Origin of the sequence: Streptomyces lasiicapitis (assembly GCF_014646335.1) — a bacterium.
GTDB classification, from domain to species: domain Bacteria; phylum Actinomycetota; class Actinomycetes; order Streptomycetales; family Streptomycetaceae; genus Streptomyces; species Streptomyces lasiicapitis.
Genome location: NZ_BMNG01000003.1, coordinates 164,684 through 182,880, shown reverse-complemented (window position 1 = coordinate 182,880; position 18,197 = coordinate 164,684). Strand labels below are relative to the sequence as shown.

General features: G+C 69.8%; 18 protein-coding genes. 4 read left to right on the top strand and 14 right to left on the bottom strand.

Going from position 1 to position 18,197, the window contains the following annotated elements:
• Positions 1–109: 109 nt before the first annotated feature.
• From IEY91_RS06670 to IEY91_RS06640, 7 genes are all read right to left on the bottom strand, one after another.
• Complete coding sequence (locus IEY91_RS06670) at positions 110–823, bottom strand: potassium-transporting ATPase subunit C (RefSeq protein WP_189173217.1); 714 nt, start codon at positions 821–823, stop codon at positions 110–112.
• A gap of 22 nt (positions 824–845) precedes the next feature.
• On the bottom strand, positions 846–2,999 hold the full coding sequence (gene kdpB / locus IEY91_RS06665) for a potassium-transporting ATPase subunit KdpB (protein WP_189173216.1): 2,154 nt from the start codon (positions 2,997–2,999) through the stop codon (positions 846–848).
• Positions 2,996–4,660, bottom strand: a complete 1,665-nt coding sequence (gene kdpA / locus IEY91_RS06660) for a potassium-transporting ATPase subunit KdpA (protein ID WP_164319600.1) — start codon at positions 4,658–4,660, stop codon at positions 2,996–2,998. The genes kdpB and kdpA overlap by 4 nt, the downstream gene beginning before the upstream one ends.
• Positions 4,661–4,668: 8 nt before the next feature.
• Positions 4,669–4,758 carry a K(+)-transporting ATPase subunit F gene (gene kdpF / locus IEY91_RS06655; protein WP_033264828.1) on the bottom strand — a complete coding sequence of 30 codons (90 nt, stop codon included), beginning with the start codon at positions 4,756–4,758 and terminating at the stop codon, positions 4,669–4,671.
• Positions 4,759–5,097: 339 nt separating this feature from the next.
• Positions 5,098–5,886 (bottom strand): DUF3710 domain-containing protein, encoded by a 789-nt coding sequence (locus IEY91_RS06650; RefSeq protein WP_189173215.1) that lies wholly within the window; start codon positions 5,884–5,886, stop codon positions 5,098–5,100.
• A 2-nt stretch (positions 5,887–5,888) separates the two neighbouring features.
• On the bottom strand, positions 5,889–6,419 hold the full coding sequence (gene dut / locus IEY91_RS06645; protein WP_229696750.1) for a dUTP diphosphatase: 531 nt from the start codon (positions 6,417–6,419) through the stop codon (positions 5,889–5,891).
• The gene (locus IEY91_RS06640) at positions 6,416–7,000 is read right to left on the bottom strand and encodes a PaaI family thioesterase (protein ID WP_164319605.1); all 585 of its coding nucleotides are present in this window, start codon (positions 6,998–7,000) and stop codon (positions 6,416–6,418) included. Before IEY91_RS06640 ends, dut begins: the two co-directional genes overlap by 4 nt.
• A 58-nt stretch (positions 7,001–7,058) precedes the next feature.
• On the opposite strand from IEY91_RS06640, the gene IEY91_RS06635 reads away from it, so the two are divergent.
• Positions 7,059–7,505, top strand: a complete 447-nt coding sequence (locus tag IEY91_RS06635) for a DUF3093 domain-containing protein (protein ID WP_164319608.1) — start codon at positions 7,059–7,061, stop codon at positions 7,503–7,505.
• 38 nt (positions 7,506–7,543) lie between these two features.
• Here the strand turns inward: IEY91_RS06635 and IEY91_RS06630 are convergent, their stop codons facing one another.
• The 4 genes from IEY91_RS06630 to IEY91_RS06615 all read right to left on the bottom strand — a co-directional run bounded on the left by IEY91_RS06630 (position 7,544) and on the right by IEY91_RS06615 (position 11,176).
• On the bottom strand, positions 7,544–8,569 hold the full coding sequence (locus IEY91_RS06630; RefSeq protein WP_189173214.1) for a hypothetical protein: 1,026 nt from the start codon (positions 8,567–8,569) through the stop codon (positions 7,544–7,546).
• A gap of 11 nt (positions 8,570–8,580) precedes the next feature.
• Complete coding sequence (locus IEY91_RS06625) at positions 8,581–8,877, bottom strand: DUF4193 domain-containing protein (RefSeq protein WP_055544889.1); 297 nt, start codon at positions 8,875–8,877, stop codon at positions 8,581–8,583.
• 393 nt (positions 8,878–9,270) lie between these two features.
• On the bottom strand, positions 9,271–10,518 hold the full coding sequence (locus tag IEY91_RS06620) for a sensor histidine kinase (RefSeq protein ID WP_164319612.1): 1,248 nt from the start codon (positions 10,516–10,518) through the stop codon (positions 9,271–9,273).
• 4 nt (positions 10,519–10,522) lie between these two features.
• Entirely contained in the window at positions 10,523–11,176 is a 654-nt protein-coding gene (locus IEY91_RS06615) for a response regulator transcription factor (RefSeq protein ID WP_055544891.1), read from the bottom strand.
• A 318-nt stretch (positions 11,177–11,494) separates the two neighbouring features.
• Here IEY91_RS06615 and IEY91_RS06610 point away from each other — a divergent pair, with 318 nt between their 5' ends.
• On the top strand, positions 11,495–11,668 hold the full coding sequence (locus IEY91_RS06610; RefSeq protein ID WP_189173213.1) for a hypothetical protein: 174 nt from the start codon (positions 11,495–11,497) through the stop codon (positions 11,666–11,668).
• A gap of 122 nt (positions 11,669–11,790) precedes the next feature.
• Here the strand turns inward: IEY91_RS06610 and IEY91_RS06605 are convergent, their stop codons facing one another.
• Both IEY91_RS06605 and IEY91_RS06600 read right to left on the bottom strand, forming a co-directional pair.
• The gene (locus IEY91_RS06605; protein WP_164319614.1) at positions 11,791–12,612 is read right to left on the bottom strand and encodes an inositol monophosphatase family protein; all 822 of its coding nucleotides are present in this window, start codon (positions 12,610–12,612) and stop codon (positions 11,791–11,793) included.
• Positions 12,613–12,633: 21 nt separating this feature from the next.
• Positions 12,634–13,761 (bottom strand): ferrochelatase, encoded by a 1,128-nt coding sequence (locus tag IEY91_RS06600; protein WP_189173212.1) that lies wholly within the window; start codon positions 13,759–13,761, stop codon positions 12,634–12,636.
• 177 nt (positions 13,762–13,938) lie between these two features.
• On the opposite strand from IEY91_RS06600, the gene IEY91_RS06595 reads away from it, so the two are divergent.
• Together IEY91_RS06595 and IEY91_RS06590 are read left to right on the top strand one after the other, a co-directional pair.
• Entirely contained in the window at positions 13,939–15,225 is a 1,287-nt protein-coding gene (locus IEY91_RS06595) for an MFS transporter (protein ID WP_164319618.1), read from the top strand.
• On the top strand, positions 15,137–16,504 hold the full coding sequence (locus IEY91_RS06590; RefSeq protein WP_189173211.1) for a D-arabinono-1,4-lactone oxidase: 1,368 nt from the start codon (positions 15,137–15,139) through the stop codon (positions 16,502–16,504). The genes IEY91_RS06595 and IEY91_RS06590 overlap by 89 nt, the downstream gene beginning before the upstream one ends.
• 22 nt (positions 16,505–16,526) lie before the next feature.
• Here the strand turns inward: IEY91_RS06590 and IEY91_RS06585 are convergent, their stop codons facing one another.
• Complete coding sequence (locus IEY91_RS06585) at positions 16,527–17,717, bottom strand: hypothetical protein (RefSeq protein WP_189173210.1); 1,191 nt, start codon at positions 17,715–17,717, stop codon at positions 16,527–16,529.
• Between the last annotated feature and the right edge of the window lie 480 nt (positions 17,718–18,197).

The following is an 18,197-nucleotide window of genomic DNA, read 5'->3' as shown; positions in this document are numbered from 1 at the left end:
TGTTGAACGGTGACCATAGGTACGGACCAGACTTCCGTCAAGGCATGAAGAAGGCCCGCGGTGGTTCGGGGAACCGAACCACCGCGGGCCGTGAACAGCCGGAAGAAGGTCAGCCCTTCTCGGCCACCAAGTGCTTCAGCGCGATGTTCAGCTTGAGGACGTTCACCCGGGGCTCACCCATGAAGCCGAGGATCCGGCCGTCGGTGTGGTCGTCGACCAGCTTCTGCACCTGCTTGACGTCCAGGCCGTTCTTCTCCGCGACGCGGTGGACCTGGATGTCGGCGTAGTCGGGCGAGATGTGCGGGTCGAGGCCGGAGCCCGAGGACGTCACGGCCTCCGCCGGGATGTCCCCGACCTTGTAGTCGGCCGTCTCGTTGTCCTTGATGACGGCGTCCCGCGCGGCCTTGACCTGGGCGCACAGCCCTTCCTCGGCCTTGGGGTCGCAGACCTCCGAGTCGCCCTTCTTCATGGACCCGGAGTCGCCCGACAGGTTGGTCGCACCCGACAGGATCAGCTTGTACTGCGTGTTCACGCTGTTCGCGCCGAGCCCGTTGGACGGCCGGGGCTGGAACCACTTCAGGTCCGGCGCCGGGGTCTCCTCGCCCTTCTTCAGCGGCAGGTCGTAACGCTGTCCGATGAGCTCGGAGCCGACGACCTTGCCGCCGTCCTTGATCTCGGAGCCGTTGGCCTTGTTGTTGAACAGGGCCTGGGCGACGCCCGTCACCGCGAGCGGGTAGATCACGCCACAGATCACCGTGAGCACGATCAGGGCCCGCAGCCCGGCGCCGAGCAACCGCGCCGTGTTTCCTACGGATTTGTTCATGGCGATCAACACGCTTTCTGGTTCAACGCAGCCCGGGGATGAGGGAGATGATCAGGTCGATGATCTTGATGCCGATGAACGGCGCCACCAGACCACCGAGCCCGTAGATGCCGAGGTTGCGCCGCAGCATCTTGTCCGCGCTCATCGGCCGGTACTGCACGCCCTTCAGGGCGAGCGGCACCAGGGCCACGATGATCAGCGCGTTGAAGATGACGGCCGACAGGATCGCGGACTTGGGGCTGGACAGGTCCATGACGTTGAGCTTGTCCAGGCCCGGGTAGACCACCGCGAACATCGCCGGGATGATCGCGAAGTACTTCGCGACGTCGTTGGCGATCGAGAACGTCGTCAGGGCACCACGGGTGATCAGCAACTGCTTGCCGATCTCCACGATCTCGATGAGCTTGGTCGGGTTGGAGTCCAGGTCCACCATGTTCCCGGCCTCCTTGGCGGCCGAGGTACCGGTGTTCATGGCCACGCCGACGTCGGCCTGCGCGAGCGCCGGGGCGTCGTTGGTGCCGTCACCCGTCATCGCGACGAGCTTGCCACCGGCCTGCTCGCGCTTGATGAGCGCCATCTTGTCCTCGGGCGTGGCCTCCGCGAGGAAGTCGTCCACGCCCGCCTCGTCGGCGATCGCCTTGGCCGTCAGCGGGTTGTCACCCGTGATCATGACGGTCTTGATGCCCATGCGGCGCAGCTCGTCGAACCGCTCCCGCATGCCCTCCTTGACGACGTCCTTGAGGTGGATGACGCCCAGGACGCGGGCGCCCTCGGTGTCCTCCAGGGCGACGAGCAGCGGCGTGCCGCCCGCCTGCGAGATCTTGTCGGTGAGCTCCTGGGCCTCGGGCGTGACCGTGCCGCCGCGCTCCACGACCCAGGCGGCGACCGAACCGGTCGCGCCCTTGCGGACCTTGCGCCCGTCCACGTCCACACCCGACATCCGGGTCTGGGCGGTGAAGGCGACCCACTCGGCGTCGACCAACTCGCCCTGGTGACGCTCGCGAAGCCCGTACTTCTCCTTCGCCAGTACGACGATGGAGCGGCCCTCGGGAGTCTCGTCGGCCAGCGAGGAGAGCTGGGCCGCGTCGGCCACCTCGGCCTCGGTGGTCCCGCTCACCGGCACGAACTCGGCGGCCTGACGGTTGCCGAGCGTGATGGTGCCGGTCTTGTCGAGCAGCAGCGTCGAGACGTCACCGGCGGCTTCCACCGCACGCCCTGACATCGCGAGGACGTTGCGCTGGACCAGGCGGTCCATGCCCGCGATGCCGATCGCGGAGAGCAGGGCGCCGATGGTCGTCGGGATCAGGCAGACAAGCAGGGCCGCCAGCACGATCATGGACTGCTCGGCACCCGCGTACACCGCGAACGGCTGCAGCGTGACGACCGCGAGCAGGAAGACGATGGTCAGCGAGGCGAGCAGGATGTTCAGCGCGATCTCGTTGGGCGTCTTCTGCCGGGCGGCGCCCTCGACCAGGTTGATCATCCGGTCGATGAAGGTCTCGCCGGGCTTCGTCGTGATCTTGATGACGACGCGGTCGGAGAGGACCTTCGTACCGCCGGTGACCGCCGAGCGGTCGCCGCCGGACTCGCGGATGACCGGCGCGGACTCACCGGTGATCGCCGACTCGTCGACGCTCGCGACACCCTCGACGACGTCGCCGTCGCCGGGGATGACGTCGCCGGCCTCGCAGACGACCAGGTCACCGATCTTGAGCTCGGTGCCGGGCACCTGCTCCTCGGACTTGCCGTCGGTGGAGAGCCGGCGCGCGACGGTGTCCGTCTTGGCCTTGCGCAACGTGTCGGCCTGGGCCTTGCCGCGGCCCTCGGCCACCGCCTCCGCGAGGTTCGCGAAGATGGTGGTCAGCCAGAGCCACGCGGCGATCGCCCAGCCGAACCAGTCGCCCGGGTCCTTGACGGCCAGCACGGTGGTGAGCACCGAACCGATCAGGACCACGAACATCACGGGCGCCTTGACCATGATCCGCGGGTCGAGCTTCTTGATGGCGTCCGGGAACGACTTCAGCAGCTGCTTGGGGTCGAACAGACCGCCGCCGACCTTGCCGTCTTCCGGCTTGTGCCCGGTGGGCACATCCTGGTGCGGCGCCCGCGTGGGAGTGGCTGTGGACGTGGGAGTCATGGAGCCGGGCTCCTCTTGCTTCCTGGTGTCGGTGGTCATGACGCGAGACCCTCTGCGAGGGGCCCGAGCGCGAGCGCCGGGAAGTACGTCAGACCGGTAATGATCATGATGGTGCCGACCAGCAGACCCGTGAACAGCGGCTTCTCTGTACGGAGCGTGCCCGCCGTGGCCGGAATCGGCTTCTGCTCGGCCAGCGATCCTGCGAGCGCGAGGACGAACACCATCGGCAGGAACCGGCCGAGCAGCATCGCGAGACCGATGGTGGTGTTGAACCACTGCGTGTCCGCGTTCAGACCCGCGAAGGCCGAACCGTTGTTGTTGGCGCCGGAGGTGAAGGCGTACAGGATCTCGGAGAACCCGTGGGCCCCGCTGTTGGTCATCGAGTTCTTCGGCGTGTCCATCGCCATGGAGGCACCGGTGAAGCCGAGCACGAGCGCGGGCGTGACGAGGATGTAGCAGGCCGCGAGCTTGATCTCGCGGGTGCCGATCTTCTTGCCCAGGTACTCCGGCGTACGGCCGACCATGAGCCCCGCGATGAAGACCGCGATGATCGCCATGATGAGCATGCCGTAGAGACCGGAGCCGGTACCGCCGGGCGCGATCTCGCCGAGCTGCATGCCGAGCAGGTCGATGCCGCCGCCGAAGCCGGTGTTCGAGGAGTGGAAGGAGTTGACCGCACCGGTCGAGGTGAGCGTCGTGGAGACCGAGAAGATCGCCGATCCGCCGATGCCGAACCGCGTCTCCTTGCCCTCCATCGCGCCGCCGGCGAGGTCGAAGGCCGGGCCGCCGTGGTGGAACTCGGTCCACATCATCAGGGCGATGAAGCCGAGCCAGATCGTCGCCATCGTGGCGAGGATCGCGTAGCCCTGCTTGACCGAGCCGACCATCTTGCCGAAGGTCCGCGTAAGGGCGAACGGGATCACCAGGATCAAGAAGATCTCAAAAAGGTTCGAGATCGGGTTCGGGTTCTCGAACGGGTGGGCAGAGTTGGCGTTGAAGTAACCGCCACCGTTCGTGCCCAGCTCCTTGATGACTTCCTGGGAGGCGACCGCGCCGCCGTTCCACTGCTGCTCGCCGCCCATGAACTGGCCGACCTCGTGGATGCCGGAGAAGTTCTGGATGGCGCCACAGGCGACAAGGACGATCGCGCCGATGACAGAGATCGGAATGAGGATGCGTACGACGCCACGGACCAAGTCGGACCAGAAGTTGCCGAGTTCACCGGTGCGCGAGCGCGCGAAGCCGCGCACCAGGGCCACGGCGACGGCGATGCCGACGGCGGCGGAGACGAAGTTCTGCACCGCGAGGCCGCCGGTCTGCACGACGTGGCCCATGGCCTGCTCGCCGTAGTACGACTGCCAGTTGGTGTTGGCGACGAACGACGTGGCGGTGTTGAACGCCTGGTCCGGGTCGATGGCCTTGAAGCCGAGCGAGCCCGGCAGCGAGCCCTGGAGGCGCTGCAGCAGGTACAGGAACAGCACGCTGACGGCCGAGAACGCCAGGACGCCGCGCAGATAGGCGGGCCAGCGCATCTCGGTGTTGGGGTTGGCGCCGATGCCCTTGTAGATCCACTTCTCGACACGCAGATGCTTGTCGGAGGAGTAGACCTTGGCCATGTAGTCGCCGAGCGGACGGTATGCGAGGGCCAGCGCGGCGATGAGCGCGAGCAACTGGAGCACACCAGCGAGGACGGGGCTCATTTCTTGACTCAGAACCTCTCCGGGAACACAAGGGCGAGGACGAGATAGCCCAGCAGGGCGACGGCCACGACGAGGCCGACGATGTTTTCGGCGGTCACAGCTTCGCCACCCCCTTGGCGACGAGTGCCACCAGCGCAAAGACCGCGATCGTGGTGACGACGAAGGCCACGTCGGCCATCGTGTGCTCCTAGATGAGATTCGGAATTACTGACGTGTCGAGGAAACCGCCTCGCCGGCGGGTTTCGATCGCCGTTGACGCCTCCCTTACGGGCTTTGGCATCGCATTGACGACTCTCTTACGCGTCCCGTTTCAACCAGGGAAAACACCGATGGGCCGCACCCCCAATAAGGGAGTGCGGCCCATCGGCTCGCAACTTTTTCACGCGGCTCGGCCCACCGATCGGGGACCTCTCCGGCGGCCCTGCCGGGCCGGAACGTCAGCGCACTTCGGTGATTTCCGGTCCGCGCGCCAGCTGGCCCATGCCGCCGGAGAACCGGGACGTCTCCTGGTCCTCCTGCTGGACGCCCTCGGGCACCATCTGGGCGTCGTCGGGCAGCTTCAGGACGATCGGGTCACGGGGGGCCATCGGGCCATCGCCGCGGACCACGACCGTGTCCCGGAAGATCTGCTCAAGCAGGCCCGCGGCCTGCGGCTGCACGGCCCCCTGGCCGGAGATCACACCGCGCAGGAACCAGCGCGGCCCGTCCACACCCACGAACCTGACCACCTGGAAGCCGCCCGTGCCGTCCGGCAGCTGCACCGGCACCTGCGCGCGCAGCTCCCAGCCGAGCGGGCCCTCGACCTCGTCGATGACACCGCCCTGCTGGGTGATGCCGGAGGCGATCTCCTCGCGGACCTCGCCCCAGATGCCCTCGCGCTTGGGAGCCGCGAAGCCCTGCAGCTGGACGGCGCTGTCCTGGAGCACGACGGTGGCCGCGACGATGGCGTCACCGGCGACCTCCACCCGGAGCTCCATGCCCTCCACCCCTGGCACGAACAGACCGCCCAGGTCCACCCGGCCCTCGCCGGGCTCACGGACCTCGGAGGCGTCCCAGGGGCCGTCGGGGCGCGGCTCCGGCTCAAGGCGCACGCGATGCGACTCGCCGCCCTCGGCTTCTCCCCCACCCTCGGCACCCTCGGCTTCGTTCCCGGTGCCGTCGACGACCTGCTCGGCCTCGCCCGCCGCGTCCTCGGCGGCACTGCTCTTCTTGCGACGTCCGAACACCGTCACTGTCCTTCCCGGTCGGATACGACCGACGCGTATCGATTCCCACCCGTTTGTTCACCCGAGCTGACGCCCACGGAGGCATGGCCGCCGGTGGACCCGAAGCCCCCCTCGGCCCGCACCGAGCCGGGAAGCTCCGCCACCTCCTGGAAGCGCACCTTCTCGACCTGCTGGACGACCAGTTGGGCAATCCGGTCGAAGCGCTCGAACCGCACGCTCTCGCGCGGGTCGAGATTCACCACGATCACCTTGATCTCCCCACGGTACCCGGCATCAATCGTCCCCGGGGCATTCACCATGGCGACACCGCAGCGGGCGGCGAGGCCCGACCGGGGGTGCACGAAGGCCGCGTACCCCTCGGGCAGCGCGATGGAAACCCCCGTCGGCAGCACCGCCCGTTCACCGGGCGCGAGTTCGCACGCCTCGGTCGTGCGCACATCGGCACCGGCGTCGCCGGGCTGCGCGTACGCCGGCAGCGGTACTTCGGGGTCGACGCGCCTGATCAGCACGTCCAAAGGGGCAGGGTGGGTCACGGGTTCACCTCGAAGGCGCGGGCGCGCCGGATCTGGTCCGGGTCGTTCATGGCCGCACGGATCTCCTCCGGGCGGCCGTTGTCGATGAAGTGGTCCACCTTGACCTCGATGAAGAGGGCGTCGGCGCGCACGGCGACGGGACCCTCGGGTCCGCCGATCCGTCCGGTGGCGGTGGAGTAGATCTTCCGCCCGGACACGGCGGTCACCTCCGCCTCCAGGAAGAGCACGGTGCCCACCGGCACCGGCCGCCGGAAGTCGGTCTCCAGACGTCCGGTCACGGCGATCACCCGCAGCAGCCAGTTCAGGGAGCCGAGCGTCTCGTCGAGCGCGGTGGCGAGCACGCCGCCGTGCGCGAGGCCCGGAGCACCCTGGTGCGCCTCGCGCACCGTGAACTCGGCGGTGATGGCGACGCCTTCACCGGCCCGCGCCTCCAGGTGCAGGCCGTGGGTCTGTCCCGCGCCGCATCCGAAGCAGTGTTCGTAGTGCGCGCCGATGAGCTCGCCGGGCGCGGGCGCGTCCGGGTGGCGGACGGGCGGTATGGCGTCCGCCGGGGGCGTCAGAGCTGCTGATGTACCACTCACAGGCGCAGACCTTACCTCCGCGTCAGCGGCGGTCGCGCACCGTGCCAAGCTTGGGTTCATGCAGCCTTACGAAGAACGCCTGACCGCGCCCCGTTCGTGGTGGCTCGTCTCGGTCCTGGTCGGTGTCGGGGCAGGCCTGACGATGCTCCCGTTCGGCACCCTGCCGCTCCTGGGCGGCCTGGTCGGCGGGACGGCCCTGGCGGCGGTCCTCACCAGCGCGTACGGCTCGGTGCGGATCCGCGTCGTGGCGGGCTCGCTGGTCGCGGGCGACGCGAAGATCCCGGTGACGGCCCTGGGCGAGGCCGAGGCGCTCGACGAGGCCGAGGCCCGCGCCTGGCGTACGTACAAGGCGGACCCGCGCGCGTTCATGGTGCTGCGCAGCTACATCCCGACGGCGCTGCGGGTGCGGGTGACGGACCCGGAGGACCCCACTCCGTACGTGTACGTGTCCACTCGGAACCCCGAGGCGCTGGCCGCAGCCCTGAACGCCGTACGCGCGGCGTAGTCCCCCCGAGGCACGCGCGGCGTAGTCCCCCGCGCGCCTCAGCTCCCCAGTTCCTTGGGCTTGTGCCCCATGCGCAGGGGGTTGAGGGGCGCCTCAAGGGGCGGAAGTTCCGGCAGGGCGTCCCACGGCACCTGAGCCCGACGCAGGTCGGCTCGCACCCGCTCGGCGAGCTTCTTGGTGTCTCTGCGGTTCATCACGGCGCCGACGGCCGCGCCGACCATGAAGGGCAGCAGGTTCGGAAGGTTCCGCACCATGCGCTTCATGATCTGCTGCCGCAGTTCGCGCTTCATCTGGCTGCCGAGCGCCGCGTTGATCGACGCGGGCTTGACCACGTCGATGCCGCGCTCCTCGGTCCAGGCACGCAGATAGGCCGTGCTGCGCTCCTTGAGGTTGCCTTCGGGACGGCGCCCGTAGACCTCGTGCAGCTCGGCGATGAGCTTCAGCTCTATGGCCGCGACGCCGGTGATCTCGGCGGCGAGCTCGGCGGGCATCGCGGGCGGCACGGGCAGCATCGCCGCCGCGCCGACTCCGGCGCCCACCGTGGAGCTCGCGTTCGCGGCGCCCGCGACGAGCTTGTCCGCGAGCTGCTCGGGGCCGAGGCCCGGGAACTGCTTGCGGAGCGTCGCCAGGTCGCGGACGGGCACCCGCGGCGCGTTCTCGATGATCCGGTCGGCGAGGTAGCCGATGCCGGCCTTGGCGCTACGCCCGCCGCGGCGCGCCCCGTTCATCAATCCGTTCGTGACGGCGGCGAACCTGCGGCCCTTGGTCGAGGGCCCCTGGTCTTCCGCCGCCGCGCCGTCGCCGTACCGCAGGGCGTCCGCCGCTTCGAGGGCGGACGTCTCCGGCACGTCCGGTGCGGAACCGCGCACCAGCGCGGGGACCGCTTCATATGCCGCCTCAGCGGCCCTGTGCGCCCCTGCGGGGTCGTCGCCCCGCTCTGCCGCGCCGGCCGACTCGAGCGAGGCCTCAGGGCCCCGCTCGTCGTCCGACGCGCGCTCGGGCACGTCCGCGTCCGCTCCCTGGTCCTGGAAGCGGTGCTTCCTGGGCGGGGTCGAGCCTGTCACCCGACCCTGCCTCAGTCGCAGTCGCGGCAGATGGGCTGGCCGTTCTTCTCCCTGGCCAGCTGGCTGCGGTGGTGCACCAGGAAGCAGCTCATGCAGGTGAACTCGTCCTGCTGCTTGGGGAGCACGCGCACGGCGAGCTCCTCGTTGGACAGGTCGGCGCCGGGCAGCTCGAGGCCCTCGGCGGCCTCGAATTCGTCGACGTCGACCGCCGAGGTGGACTTGTCGTTCCGCCTCGCCTTGAGTTCCTCGATGCTGTCCTCGTTGACGTCATCGTCGGTCTTACGTGGGGTGTCGTAGTCCGTTGCCATGTCGCTCTCCCCCTCTGGGTGTCTGCGGTGTCTCAGCGCACGTAACGCGTGAGAGGCCGGACTTGTGCCCGACCTGAGGCGGAGATTTTGCCTCACATCAAGGTCTGTTACTCAATCGACACCCAACCGCACCCCTGAAGAGGTGATCGGTTTGGATGGCGATCGGGACCGTACACGGTCCGAATGTCGCACTTCACGGGCGCCACCCCGTGTACTTCCCGTGATCAAGACCCCTGAAAACCCGGATTTTCCCGGCTTTCCGGCAACTTTGACGGTCACGGAGAGTAGATGGCCGAAAAATCGTCGCTGTGATCGATCACACAGGAAACTTCAGGGACCAGGTCCCGAAAATTCCGCGTAAAGCGAACATCCTGACGCTTCCGCGGCAGCATCTCAGATCGGCAGGGTGACTCGCATCACGAGCCCACCCCCCTCGCGCGGCTCCGCGATGATACGGCCCCCGTGGGCGCGCGCCACCGACCGGGCGATGGACAGGCCGAGGCCCACGCCCTTGTCGCTGCCGGTGCGCTCCGTACGGAGCCTGCGGAAGGGCTCGAAGAGGTTGTCGATCTCGTACGCGGGCACCACGGGTCCGGTGTTGGTCACCACGAGGACGGCCTGCCCGTGCTGGGCCTCCGTGGTGACCTCCACCCACCCCTCTTCCTTGACGTTGTAGCGCACCGCGTTCTGTACGAGGTTCAGCGCGATGCGCTCCAGGAGGACGCCGTTGCCCTGGACGACCGCGGGGCCGCGCTCGCCGCGGATCTCGACACCCTTCTCCTCGGCCTCCGCGCGCGCCTGGTCCACGGCGCGGTCGGCGACCTCGGCGAGGTCCACGGGCTTGCGCTCGACGAGCTGGTTGTCGCTGCGGGCGAGCAGCAGCAGGCCCTCCACGAGCTGCTCGCTGCGCTCGTTGGTGGCAAGGAGCGTCTTGCCGAGCTGCTGCAGCTCCACGGGTGCGCCGGGGTCGGACAGGTGCACTTCGAGGAGCGTGCGGTTGATCGCGAGCGGGGTGCGCAGTTCGTGCGAGGCGTTGCCGACGAAGCGCTGCTGGGCGGTGAAGGCGCGCTCCAGGCGGTCCAGCATCTCGTCGAAGGTGTCCGAAAGCTCCTTCAACTCGTCGTCGGGGCCGTCCAGTTCGATCCGGCGGCTCAGGTCCGTGCCCGCCACCCTGCGGGCCGTGCGCGTGATGCGGCCGAGCGGGGACAGGACGCGGCCCGCCATCGCGTACCCGAAGGCGAAGGCGATGACGGCGAGGCCGAGGAGGGCCAGCAGGGAGCGGCTCAGGAGGTTGTCCAGGGCCACCTGGCGCTGGTGGTCGGTGCAGACGCTGATCGCGGCGTTGAACTCGGAGAGCGTCAGGTTGCCCGAGGCGGCCTGCTGGCAGTTGTCGCTGGTCACCTTGATCTCGCGGCCACCCACGATCTTGAACAGCGGTTCGTTGCCCGAGTTCAGCCCCTGCGCGGCGAGGAGATAGATGATCGAGAGCAGCAGGATGCCCGCGATCAGGAACATCCCGCCGTACAGCAGCGTGAGCCGTATGCGGATGGTCGGGCGCAGCCACGGGAAGGGCGGCTCGACCTTCCTCGGGTCCCACGTCGGCTTCGGAGGCGTCGCGGGGGGCGCCGGGGTCGCGGCCACCGGGTCAGATCCGGTAGCCGGAGCCCGGCACGGTCACGATGACGGCGGGCTCGCCGAGCTTGCGGCGCAGGGTCATGACCGTGACGCGGACGACGTTGGTGAACGGGTCCGTGTTCTCGTCCCAGGCCTTCTCCAGGAGCTGCTCGGCGGAGACCACAGCGCCCTCGCTGCGCAGCAGCACCTCAAGGACGGCGAACTCCTTGGGCGCGAGCTGGATCTCCTTGCCGTCCCGGAACACCTCGCGGCGGTTCGGGTCGAGCTTGATGCCGGCACGCTCCAGGACGGGCGGCAGCGGCACGCTGGTGCGCCGCCCGAGGGCGCGCACACGGGCCGTGAGCTCGCTGAACGCGAACGGCTTGGGCAGATAGTCGTCCGCGCCGATCTCCAGGCCCTCGACGCGGTCGCTGACGTCGCCCGACGCGGTGAGCATCAGGACACGTGTCGGCATGCCGAGCTCGACGATCTTGCGGCAGACGTCGTCGCCGTGGACGAGCGGGAGGTCGCGGTCCAGGACCACGACGTCGTAGTCGTTCACGCCGATGCGTTCCAGGGCTGCCGCGCCGTCGTACACGACGTCGACGGCCATGGCCTCCCGGCGCAGTCCGGTGGCCACGGCATCGGCGAGCAGTTGCTCGTCCTCGACGACGAGTACGCGCACGGCGCTTGTCCTTCCTCTGTGCCCCGCGCACGGTCACGGCAGGGCAGGTCTTTACGTGGAGTGAGACCTCCATCCTGCCCCTTTCGGCCATAAACCGGCTGTAAGGCGGTCCGGCGCCCCGGGAATGCGGGATTTTCTCGTCCGGTTGAGGTTTCTGCGGAAGAGGGCGGGGGGAGGACGGCTTTACACCCCGCGATCACGCTTCGTATGTGGCACGCCACGACCTGCTTCACGCAGCGGGCGCCGGACGTGATCGCCCTTTTCTCCACGGCACACCCCCGTGCCACCGACCCACGACCCAGCCGAGGGGGCGCAACCATGGACGCATTCACCGCAGGTCTCCTGCAGCGCATAAAGACCACGGAGTCCGACCTCACGCGGGCCCGCGAGACGGGCGACGACTTCCTGGCGGAGGTCGAACTGGCCGAGCTGGAAGACCTGCACCGCCTGGCAGCCGAGCACGGCGTGGAGGTCGCCGCCGCGATCTCCTGACCCTTCCTGACACCGCCCGACCGGGATGTCTCCAGCGTCCGGTCGGGTCCGCACACGACAGGGCCCCGGCACCTCAGCGAGGTGTTCGGGGCCCTGTCGTGTGCGGGTGCGGAGGCGGCCGGTCAGTCGTGCCAGGCGCCGAGGTCGTCCAGGAGGGTCTGGAGGGGCTCGAAGAGGCCGGGCGGGCCCGCCACGGTCAGCTCGCCCGACAGGGGCTCTCCGGGGCGGCCGCCGGTGCGGGCGCCCGCCTCCCTCGCGATGAGGTCGCCGGCCGCGAAGTCCCAGGGATTCAGGCCCCGTTCGTAGTACGCGTCCAGGCGGCCCGCCGCCACGTCGCACAGGTCGATGGCCGCGGAGCCGCCGCGCCGGATGTCCCGCACGCGCGGCAGCAGGTGCCGGGCGACCTCGGCCTGGTGGGCCCGCCGCTCGGCGACGTACCCGAAGCCGGTGCCGATGAGGGCCTGCTCGAAGGGCGGCGCCGGGCGGACCCGGGCGGGCCGGTCGCCGACGTACGCGCCCTCGCCGAGGACCGCGCGGAAGGTCTCGCCGCGCACGGGCGCGTGCACGACGCCCACGAGGGTCTCGCCGTCCTTGCGGGCGGCGATGGACACCGCCCAGTCCGGGCGGCCGTACAGGTAGTTCACGGTGCCGTCGATGGGGTCGATGACCCACTGGACGCCGCTGGTGCCCTCGGAGCTCGCGCCCTCCTCGCCGAGCACGCCGTCGCCGGGCCTGCGGTCGGCGAAGAAGTCCGTGATCAGCTTCTCGGAGGCGATGTCCATCTCGGTGACGACGTCGACGGCGCTGCTCTTGGTCGCGGCGACGCCGAGGTCGGCGGGGCGGCCGTCGCGCAGCAGCTCGCCGGCGCGGCTCGCGGCTTCCAGGGCGACGGCGAGCAGTTCGGCCTTGAGCTGGTCCTGCTCCTGGCGGGCGGGGTCGGTCACGGTGCTCCTCGGTGCGTCACGCTAGGCGAACGGGCTGTCGGCGCCCGCGGCCGCGGGCTTCGGGGTGCGGGCCGGGCAGCAGCCCACCGGGCACAGGTCGTGGCTCGGGCCGAGCGCGCCCAGGGCGCACGGCGTCATCGCGCGCCCGCTCTCGGCGTCGGCGCGCTCCAGGACGAGCTCGCGGACCGCGGCGGTGAACCGCGGGTCGGCGCCGACGGTGGCGGAGCGGCGCACGGGCAGGCCCAGCTCCGCCGCCTTCGCCGTGGCCTCGGTGTCGAGGTCGTACAGCACCTCCATGTGGTCCGAGACGAAGCCGATCGGGACCATGACCACGGCCGGGGCACCGGCTTCGTGCCGCTCCTCCAGGTGGTCGCAGATGTCGGGCTCCAGCCAGGGGATGTGCGGGGCGCCGCTGCGCGACTGGTACACGAGCTGCCAGGGGCGGTCGACGCCGGTCTCCTCGCGCACCGCGTCGGCGACGAGGCGGGCCACGTCCAGGTGCTGCCTCACATAGGCGCCGCCGTCGCCGTGGTCCTCGACCCTGCCGGAGGTGTCGGCCGCGGCGGTGGGGATGGAGTGCGTCGTGAAGGCCAGGTGCGCGCCCTCGCGCACCTCCTCGGGGAGGTCGGCCAGGGACTTCAGGACGCCGTCGATCATGGGGCGTACGAAGCCGGGGTGGTTGAAGTAGTGCCGCAGCTTGTCCACGCGGGGCACGTCGAGGCCCTCCTCGCGGAGCGTGGCGAGGGCGCCCGCGAGGTCCTCGCGGTACTGCCTGCAGCCCGAATACGACGCGTACGCGCTGGTGGCGAGGACCAGGACGCGGCGGCGGCCGTCGTGGACCAGTTCGCGCAGAGTGTCCGTCAGGTACGGCGCCCAGTTGCGGTTGCCCCAGTACACCGGCAGGTCCAGGCCGTGCTCCGCGAAGTCCTTGCGCAGGGCGTCCAGGAGGGTGCGGTTCTGGTCGTTGATGGGGCTCACGCCGCCGAAGAGGAAGTAGTGCTGCCCCACCTCCTTCAGGCGCTCCTTGGGGATGCCGCGGCCACGCGTCACGTTCTCCAGGAACGGGACGACGTCGTCCGGTCCTTCGGGGCCGCCGAACGAGAGCAGCAGCAAGGCGTCGTACGGAGTGGGATCCAGCGCTTCGGACATGTCTTTGATCCTGCCACCCGCCACTGACAGGCGGGAAACCGCCGTCCGTCCACGCCGTACTGCCGCATGAGAAACATCAGTGCGATCCAGCCCTTGGACCCGTAAGCTGTATCGACCATCTTCACGCCTTACCGGAGCCTGTCGTCCGAGCGCTCCGGCGCCCCCGCGGAGTCCCACGTGCCGAGCCCCTACCGCGCCATATTCGCCGCCCCAGGCTCCAAGGGGTTCTCCGTCGCGGGCTTCCTCGGGCGGATGCCGCTGTCGATGATGGGCATCGGCATCGTGACGATGATCTCCCAGCTCACCGGGCGGTACGGCCTCGCGGGCGCGCTGTCGGCCACCGTGGCGCTGTCCGCCGCGGCGATCGGCCCGCAGATCTCCCGGCTCGTGGACCGGCACGGCCAGCGGCGGGTGCTGCGGCCGGCGACGCTGATGTCCCTGGTCGCGGTGACGGGGCTGCTGCTCGCCGCGAAGTTCGAGACGCCGGACTGGACGCTGTTCGTCTGCGCCGCGTTCGTCGGCTGCGTACCGAGCGTGGGCTCGATGGTCCGGGCCCGCTGGGCGGCCCTGTACCGCGACACCCCGCAACTGCACACGGCGTACTCCTTCGAGTCCGTCGTGGACGAGATCTGCTTCATCTTCGGGCCGATCATCTCGATCGGCCTGTCCACGGTGTGGTTCCCCGAGGCCGGGCCTCTCCTTGCGGGCTGTTTCCTCGCCGTGGGCGTCTTCTGGCTGACGTCGCAGCGTGCCACCGAGCCGGTGCCGCATCCGCGCGAACACCACACCGGGGGCTCGGCGTTGCGGTCCGGCGGACTGCAGGTGCTCGTCGCCACGTTCGTCGCGACCGGCGCGATCTTCGGTGCCGTCGACGTCGTCACGGTGGCGTTCGCCGAGGACGAGGGCCACAAGGGCGCCGCGAGCCTGGTGCTCGCCGTCTACGCGCTCGGCTCGTGCCTGGCGGGGGTCGGCTTCGGGCTGCTGCGCTTCAAGGGGGCGCCGGCCCGCCGCTGGCTGCTGGGTGTCTGCGCGATGGCCGTGAGTATGATCCCGCTTCAATTGGTCGGGAACCTTCCGTTTCTGGCCGCGGCGCTCTTCGTCGCGGGCCTGTCCATCGCGCCGACGATGATCACGACGATGGCCCTCGTCGAACAGCACGTACCACGCGCGAAGCTCACCGAAGGCATGACGTGGGTCAGCACGGGACTCGCCGTCGGTGTGGCGCTCGGCTCCTCGATGGCCGGCTGGGTGATCGACGCCTCGGGGTCGCGCGCGGGGTACGTGGTCCCGGGGGTGTCCGGGGCCGTCGCGGTGATGGTGGGATTCCTGGGGTATCGCCGGCTGCAGCGGCCGGTTCCGCGACGGGGAGGGACCCATGAGCACGGGAACGGGCACGGGAGCGGGCAGGGGAACGGGAGCGGGACCGGGAGCGACCGGCGGGAAGAAGCCGACGACCTGGCGTAACTGGGCCGGTACGGTCACCGTGCGCCCCGCGCGCGAGGCCACGCCCGCCTCGGTGGACGAACTCGTCGCCGCCGTCCGCCGCGCCAAGGAGGACGGCCTGACCGTCAAACCCGTCGGCTCCGGTCACTCCTTCACGGCGGCCGCCGCGACCGACGGCCTCCTGGTGCGGCCCGACCTCCTCACCGGCATCCGGAAGATCGACCGCGCGGCCGGCACCGTCACCGTGGAGGCGGGCACTCCGCTCAAGCGCCTGAACGCCGCGCTCGCCCGCGAGGGCCTGTCGCTGACGAACATGGGCGACATCATGGAGCAGACGGTCTCCGGGGCCGTCAGCACCGGGACGCACGGTACGGGCCGCGACTCGGCGTCGATCGCCGCGCAGATCACGGCACTTGAGCTGGTCACCGCCGACGGCCGCGTCCTGACGTGCTCCAAGGACGAGCACTCCGACATCTTCGCCGCCGCCCGGATCGGGCTCGGCGCGCTCGGCGTCATCAGCGCGATCACGTTCTCCGTAGAGCCCACTTTCTTCCTCATGGCCCGTGAGGAACCGATGACCTTCGACCAGGTCACCGCCGAGTTCGACCAGCTCGTCACCGAGAACGAGCACTTCGAGTTCTACTGGTTCCCGCACACCGGCAACTGCAACACCAAGCGCAACAACCGCAGCGTCGGTCCTGCCGCTCCCCCGAGCGCGATCAGCGCCTTCGTAGAGGACGAAGTCCTCTCCAACGGCCTGTTCCAGGTGGTCAATTCGCTCGGCCGCGCCGTGCCCGCCACCATCCCGGCCATCGCGAAGATCTCCAGCAAGGCGCTGTCCGCCCGCACCTACACGGACATCCCCTACAAGGTCTTCACCAGCCCACGCAGGGTGCGCTTCGTGGAGATGGAGTACGCCGTCCCGCGCGAGGCCCTGGTCGAGACGCTGCGCGAACTGAAGTCGATGATCGAGCGGTCACCGCTGCGCGTCAGCTTCCCCGTGGAGGTCCGCACGGCCCCCGCGGACGACATCGCGCTCTCCACGGCCTCGGGCCGCGAGAGCGCGTACATCGCCGTCCACATGTACAAGGGCACGCCGTTCCGCAGCTACTTCAGCGCCGCGGAGCAGATCTTCACCGCCCACGAAGGGCGGCCGCACTGGGGCAAGCTCCACACCCGGGACGCCGCGTATCTGGCCAAGGCCTATCCGCGCTTCGCCGAGTTCACCGCCCTGCGGGACCGTCTCGACCCGGACCGCCTGTTCGGCAACCCCTATCTGCGGCGGGTGCTCGGCGACTGACGCCGCGCACCCGCCGGGTCGCTCACTGGTCCGGCGCCTGCTGCTGCTCCTGGACGCTGCCGTTGCCGTTGCCCGGACCGCTGCCGCCGCCGTTCGACGGGGTCGGCGTGGGCGTCGGGGTCGGTGTCGGGGTGGGCGTCGGGTCGGTCTTGGAGCCGTCGCCCGAGTCGCCGCCGTCGCCCTTGTCGGTACCGCCGTCGCCGCCCTGCTCCTTGCCGGAATCCTTCCCGGAGCCGGTGTCCGAGCCGGTGTCGTCACCCGGCGAGGGCTTGCCCGACGGGTCCTTGGACGTGCCGCCGTCCTGCTGCGAACCGTCGTCGGTGCCGGACGTGCCGCCGTCCGACGGCTCGTCGGAGCCACCGGTGGAGGGCTGGTCGTCCGACGTGGACGAGGAGCCGCTGCGGCTGAAGGCGTCACGGACCGTGGTGCTCTTGTCGTCGCCGCTGAAGCTCTTGCCGCTCACCAGCTCGTACGTGGTGATCCCGGCGAGGGAGACCCCGAAGACCAGCGCCGCGGCGACCAGCGGCCGCTTCCAGCTCCGCACGCGCGTGCGGTGCGTGGTGCCTTCGGAGAACTCGTCCGAGGGGAGCGGGGGTCCGGCGGGGGCCATGCCACCGGCCGGTACCGCGTGCGTCTCCGGGGCACCGGCCTGGCGCAGGACGCGGGTCTCCTGGTCGCCCGACTCGTGGTCGCGCGGCAGGAACCGCGTGGCGTCCACGGAGCCGAGCATTCTCGTCTGCTCGGGGTCGGTTCCCGCTACTGGGAGAGCCATCGTCGGGTCAGCGGGGTCGACCGCCGGGAGCGCGGTCGTGGGATCGGCGTCCGTCGCCGCCCTCCCCCACGACGTCGTGACCGGCCCCGTCCCCGCCGCGGAGTACGCCGCCGTCCTGAACGTCTCCGGCACCGGCGCGGCCTGCGCCACCGGGACCTGCTGGGCCTTCGGTTTGGCCTGCACCGCGACGTCACGTATCTGCTCGCCCGTACGCGAGAAGAAGTGCTGGAACACCGTGCCGCCGCAAGTGGCGATGGTGCTCACCAGACCCGCGCCCAGGATCGTTCCGTAGACACCGAAGGAGGACGCGAGCTTCGCGGCCACGACTGCGGCCACCGCGCTCCCCGCCACCTGCGGCACACTCAGATCGAGCCGCTTCTTCTCCGGCTCACCCTCCGTCGTACCCTTCGACTCGGCGCCGGTTTCCGGCCTTTTACGCATGTGCGGACCTTGCCTGCCTTTCTCGACTTCACGTACGACTTACGCGTTCACGTATGAGCTACGCGAGGTACGTGAGAAAGGGACGTATGTCCGAAGCGAATGGTTCCGGTTCAGGCTTTTTCGTGAAGGACGCCACGTCAGAGCGGACGTCTCGCGGCACCGGCTGACGCCAACTCCCTTCCCCCATGAGAAGTTCGGCGGCGTGCCGGTCCACCCGAGTGGCCCGAATGGAGTAGTGTTGCGAGCCCTGGGTCCGGTCTCCAGCCAGGGTGCCCGGGACCAGCCAGGACCGCCGGGAGGGGGCCCGCTGCACAGGGTGACGAGGTTGGTCACTTAGCGTTGCGAATAGGTAACCGTGCCATAACGGCGTTCCAGGGCCCATGCCCGACACGCCGGGCAACTCGGCAAGGTTGTGGCAGGCTGCACCCGGGCAGGCCACACTCGACTAGCGGAAGCAGCGACGCACGTGACGTCGGCAGG

Coding starts and splice junctions, on each gene's coding strand:
- IEY91_RS06670 (WP_189173217.1), bottom strand. CDS start 823: ATGAACAAATCCGTAGGAAACACGGCGCGGTTGCTCGGCGCCGGGCTG.
- kdpB (WP_189173216.1), bottom strand. CDS start 2,999: ATGACCACCGACACCAGGAAGCAAGAGGAGCCCGGCTCCATGACTCCC.
- kdpA (WP_164319600.1), bottom strand. CDS start 4,660: ATGAGCCCCGTCCTCGCTGGTGTGCTCCAGTTGCTCGCGCTCATCGCC.
- IEY91_RS06635 (WP_164319608.1), top strand. CDS start 7,059: ATGCAGCCTTACGAAGAACGCCTGACCGCGCCCCGTTCGTGGTGGCTC.
- IEY91_RS06625 (WP_055544889.1), bottom strand. CDS start 8,877: ATGGCAACGGACTACGACACCCCACGTAAGACCGACGATGACGTCAAC.
- IEY91_RS06610 (WP_189173213.1), top strand. CDS start 11,495: ATGGACGCATTCACCGCAGGTCTCCTGCAGCGCATAAAGACCACGGAG.
- IEY91_RS06600 (WP_189173212.1), bottom strand. CDS start 13,761: ATGTCCGAAGCGCTGGATCCCACTCCGTACGACGCCTTGCTGCTGCTC.
- IEY91_RS06590 (WP_189173211.1), top strand. CDS start 15,137: ATGAGCACGGGAACGGGCACGGGAGCGGGCAGGGGAACGGGAGCGGGA.
- IEY91_RS06585 (WP_189173210.1), bottom strand. CDS start 17,717: ATGCGTAAAAGGCCGGAAACCGGCGCCGAGTCGAAGGGTACGACGGAG.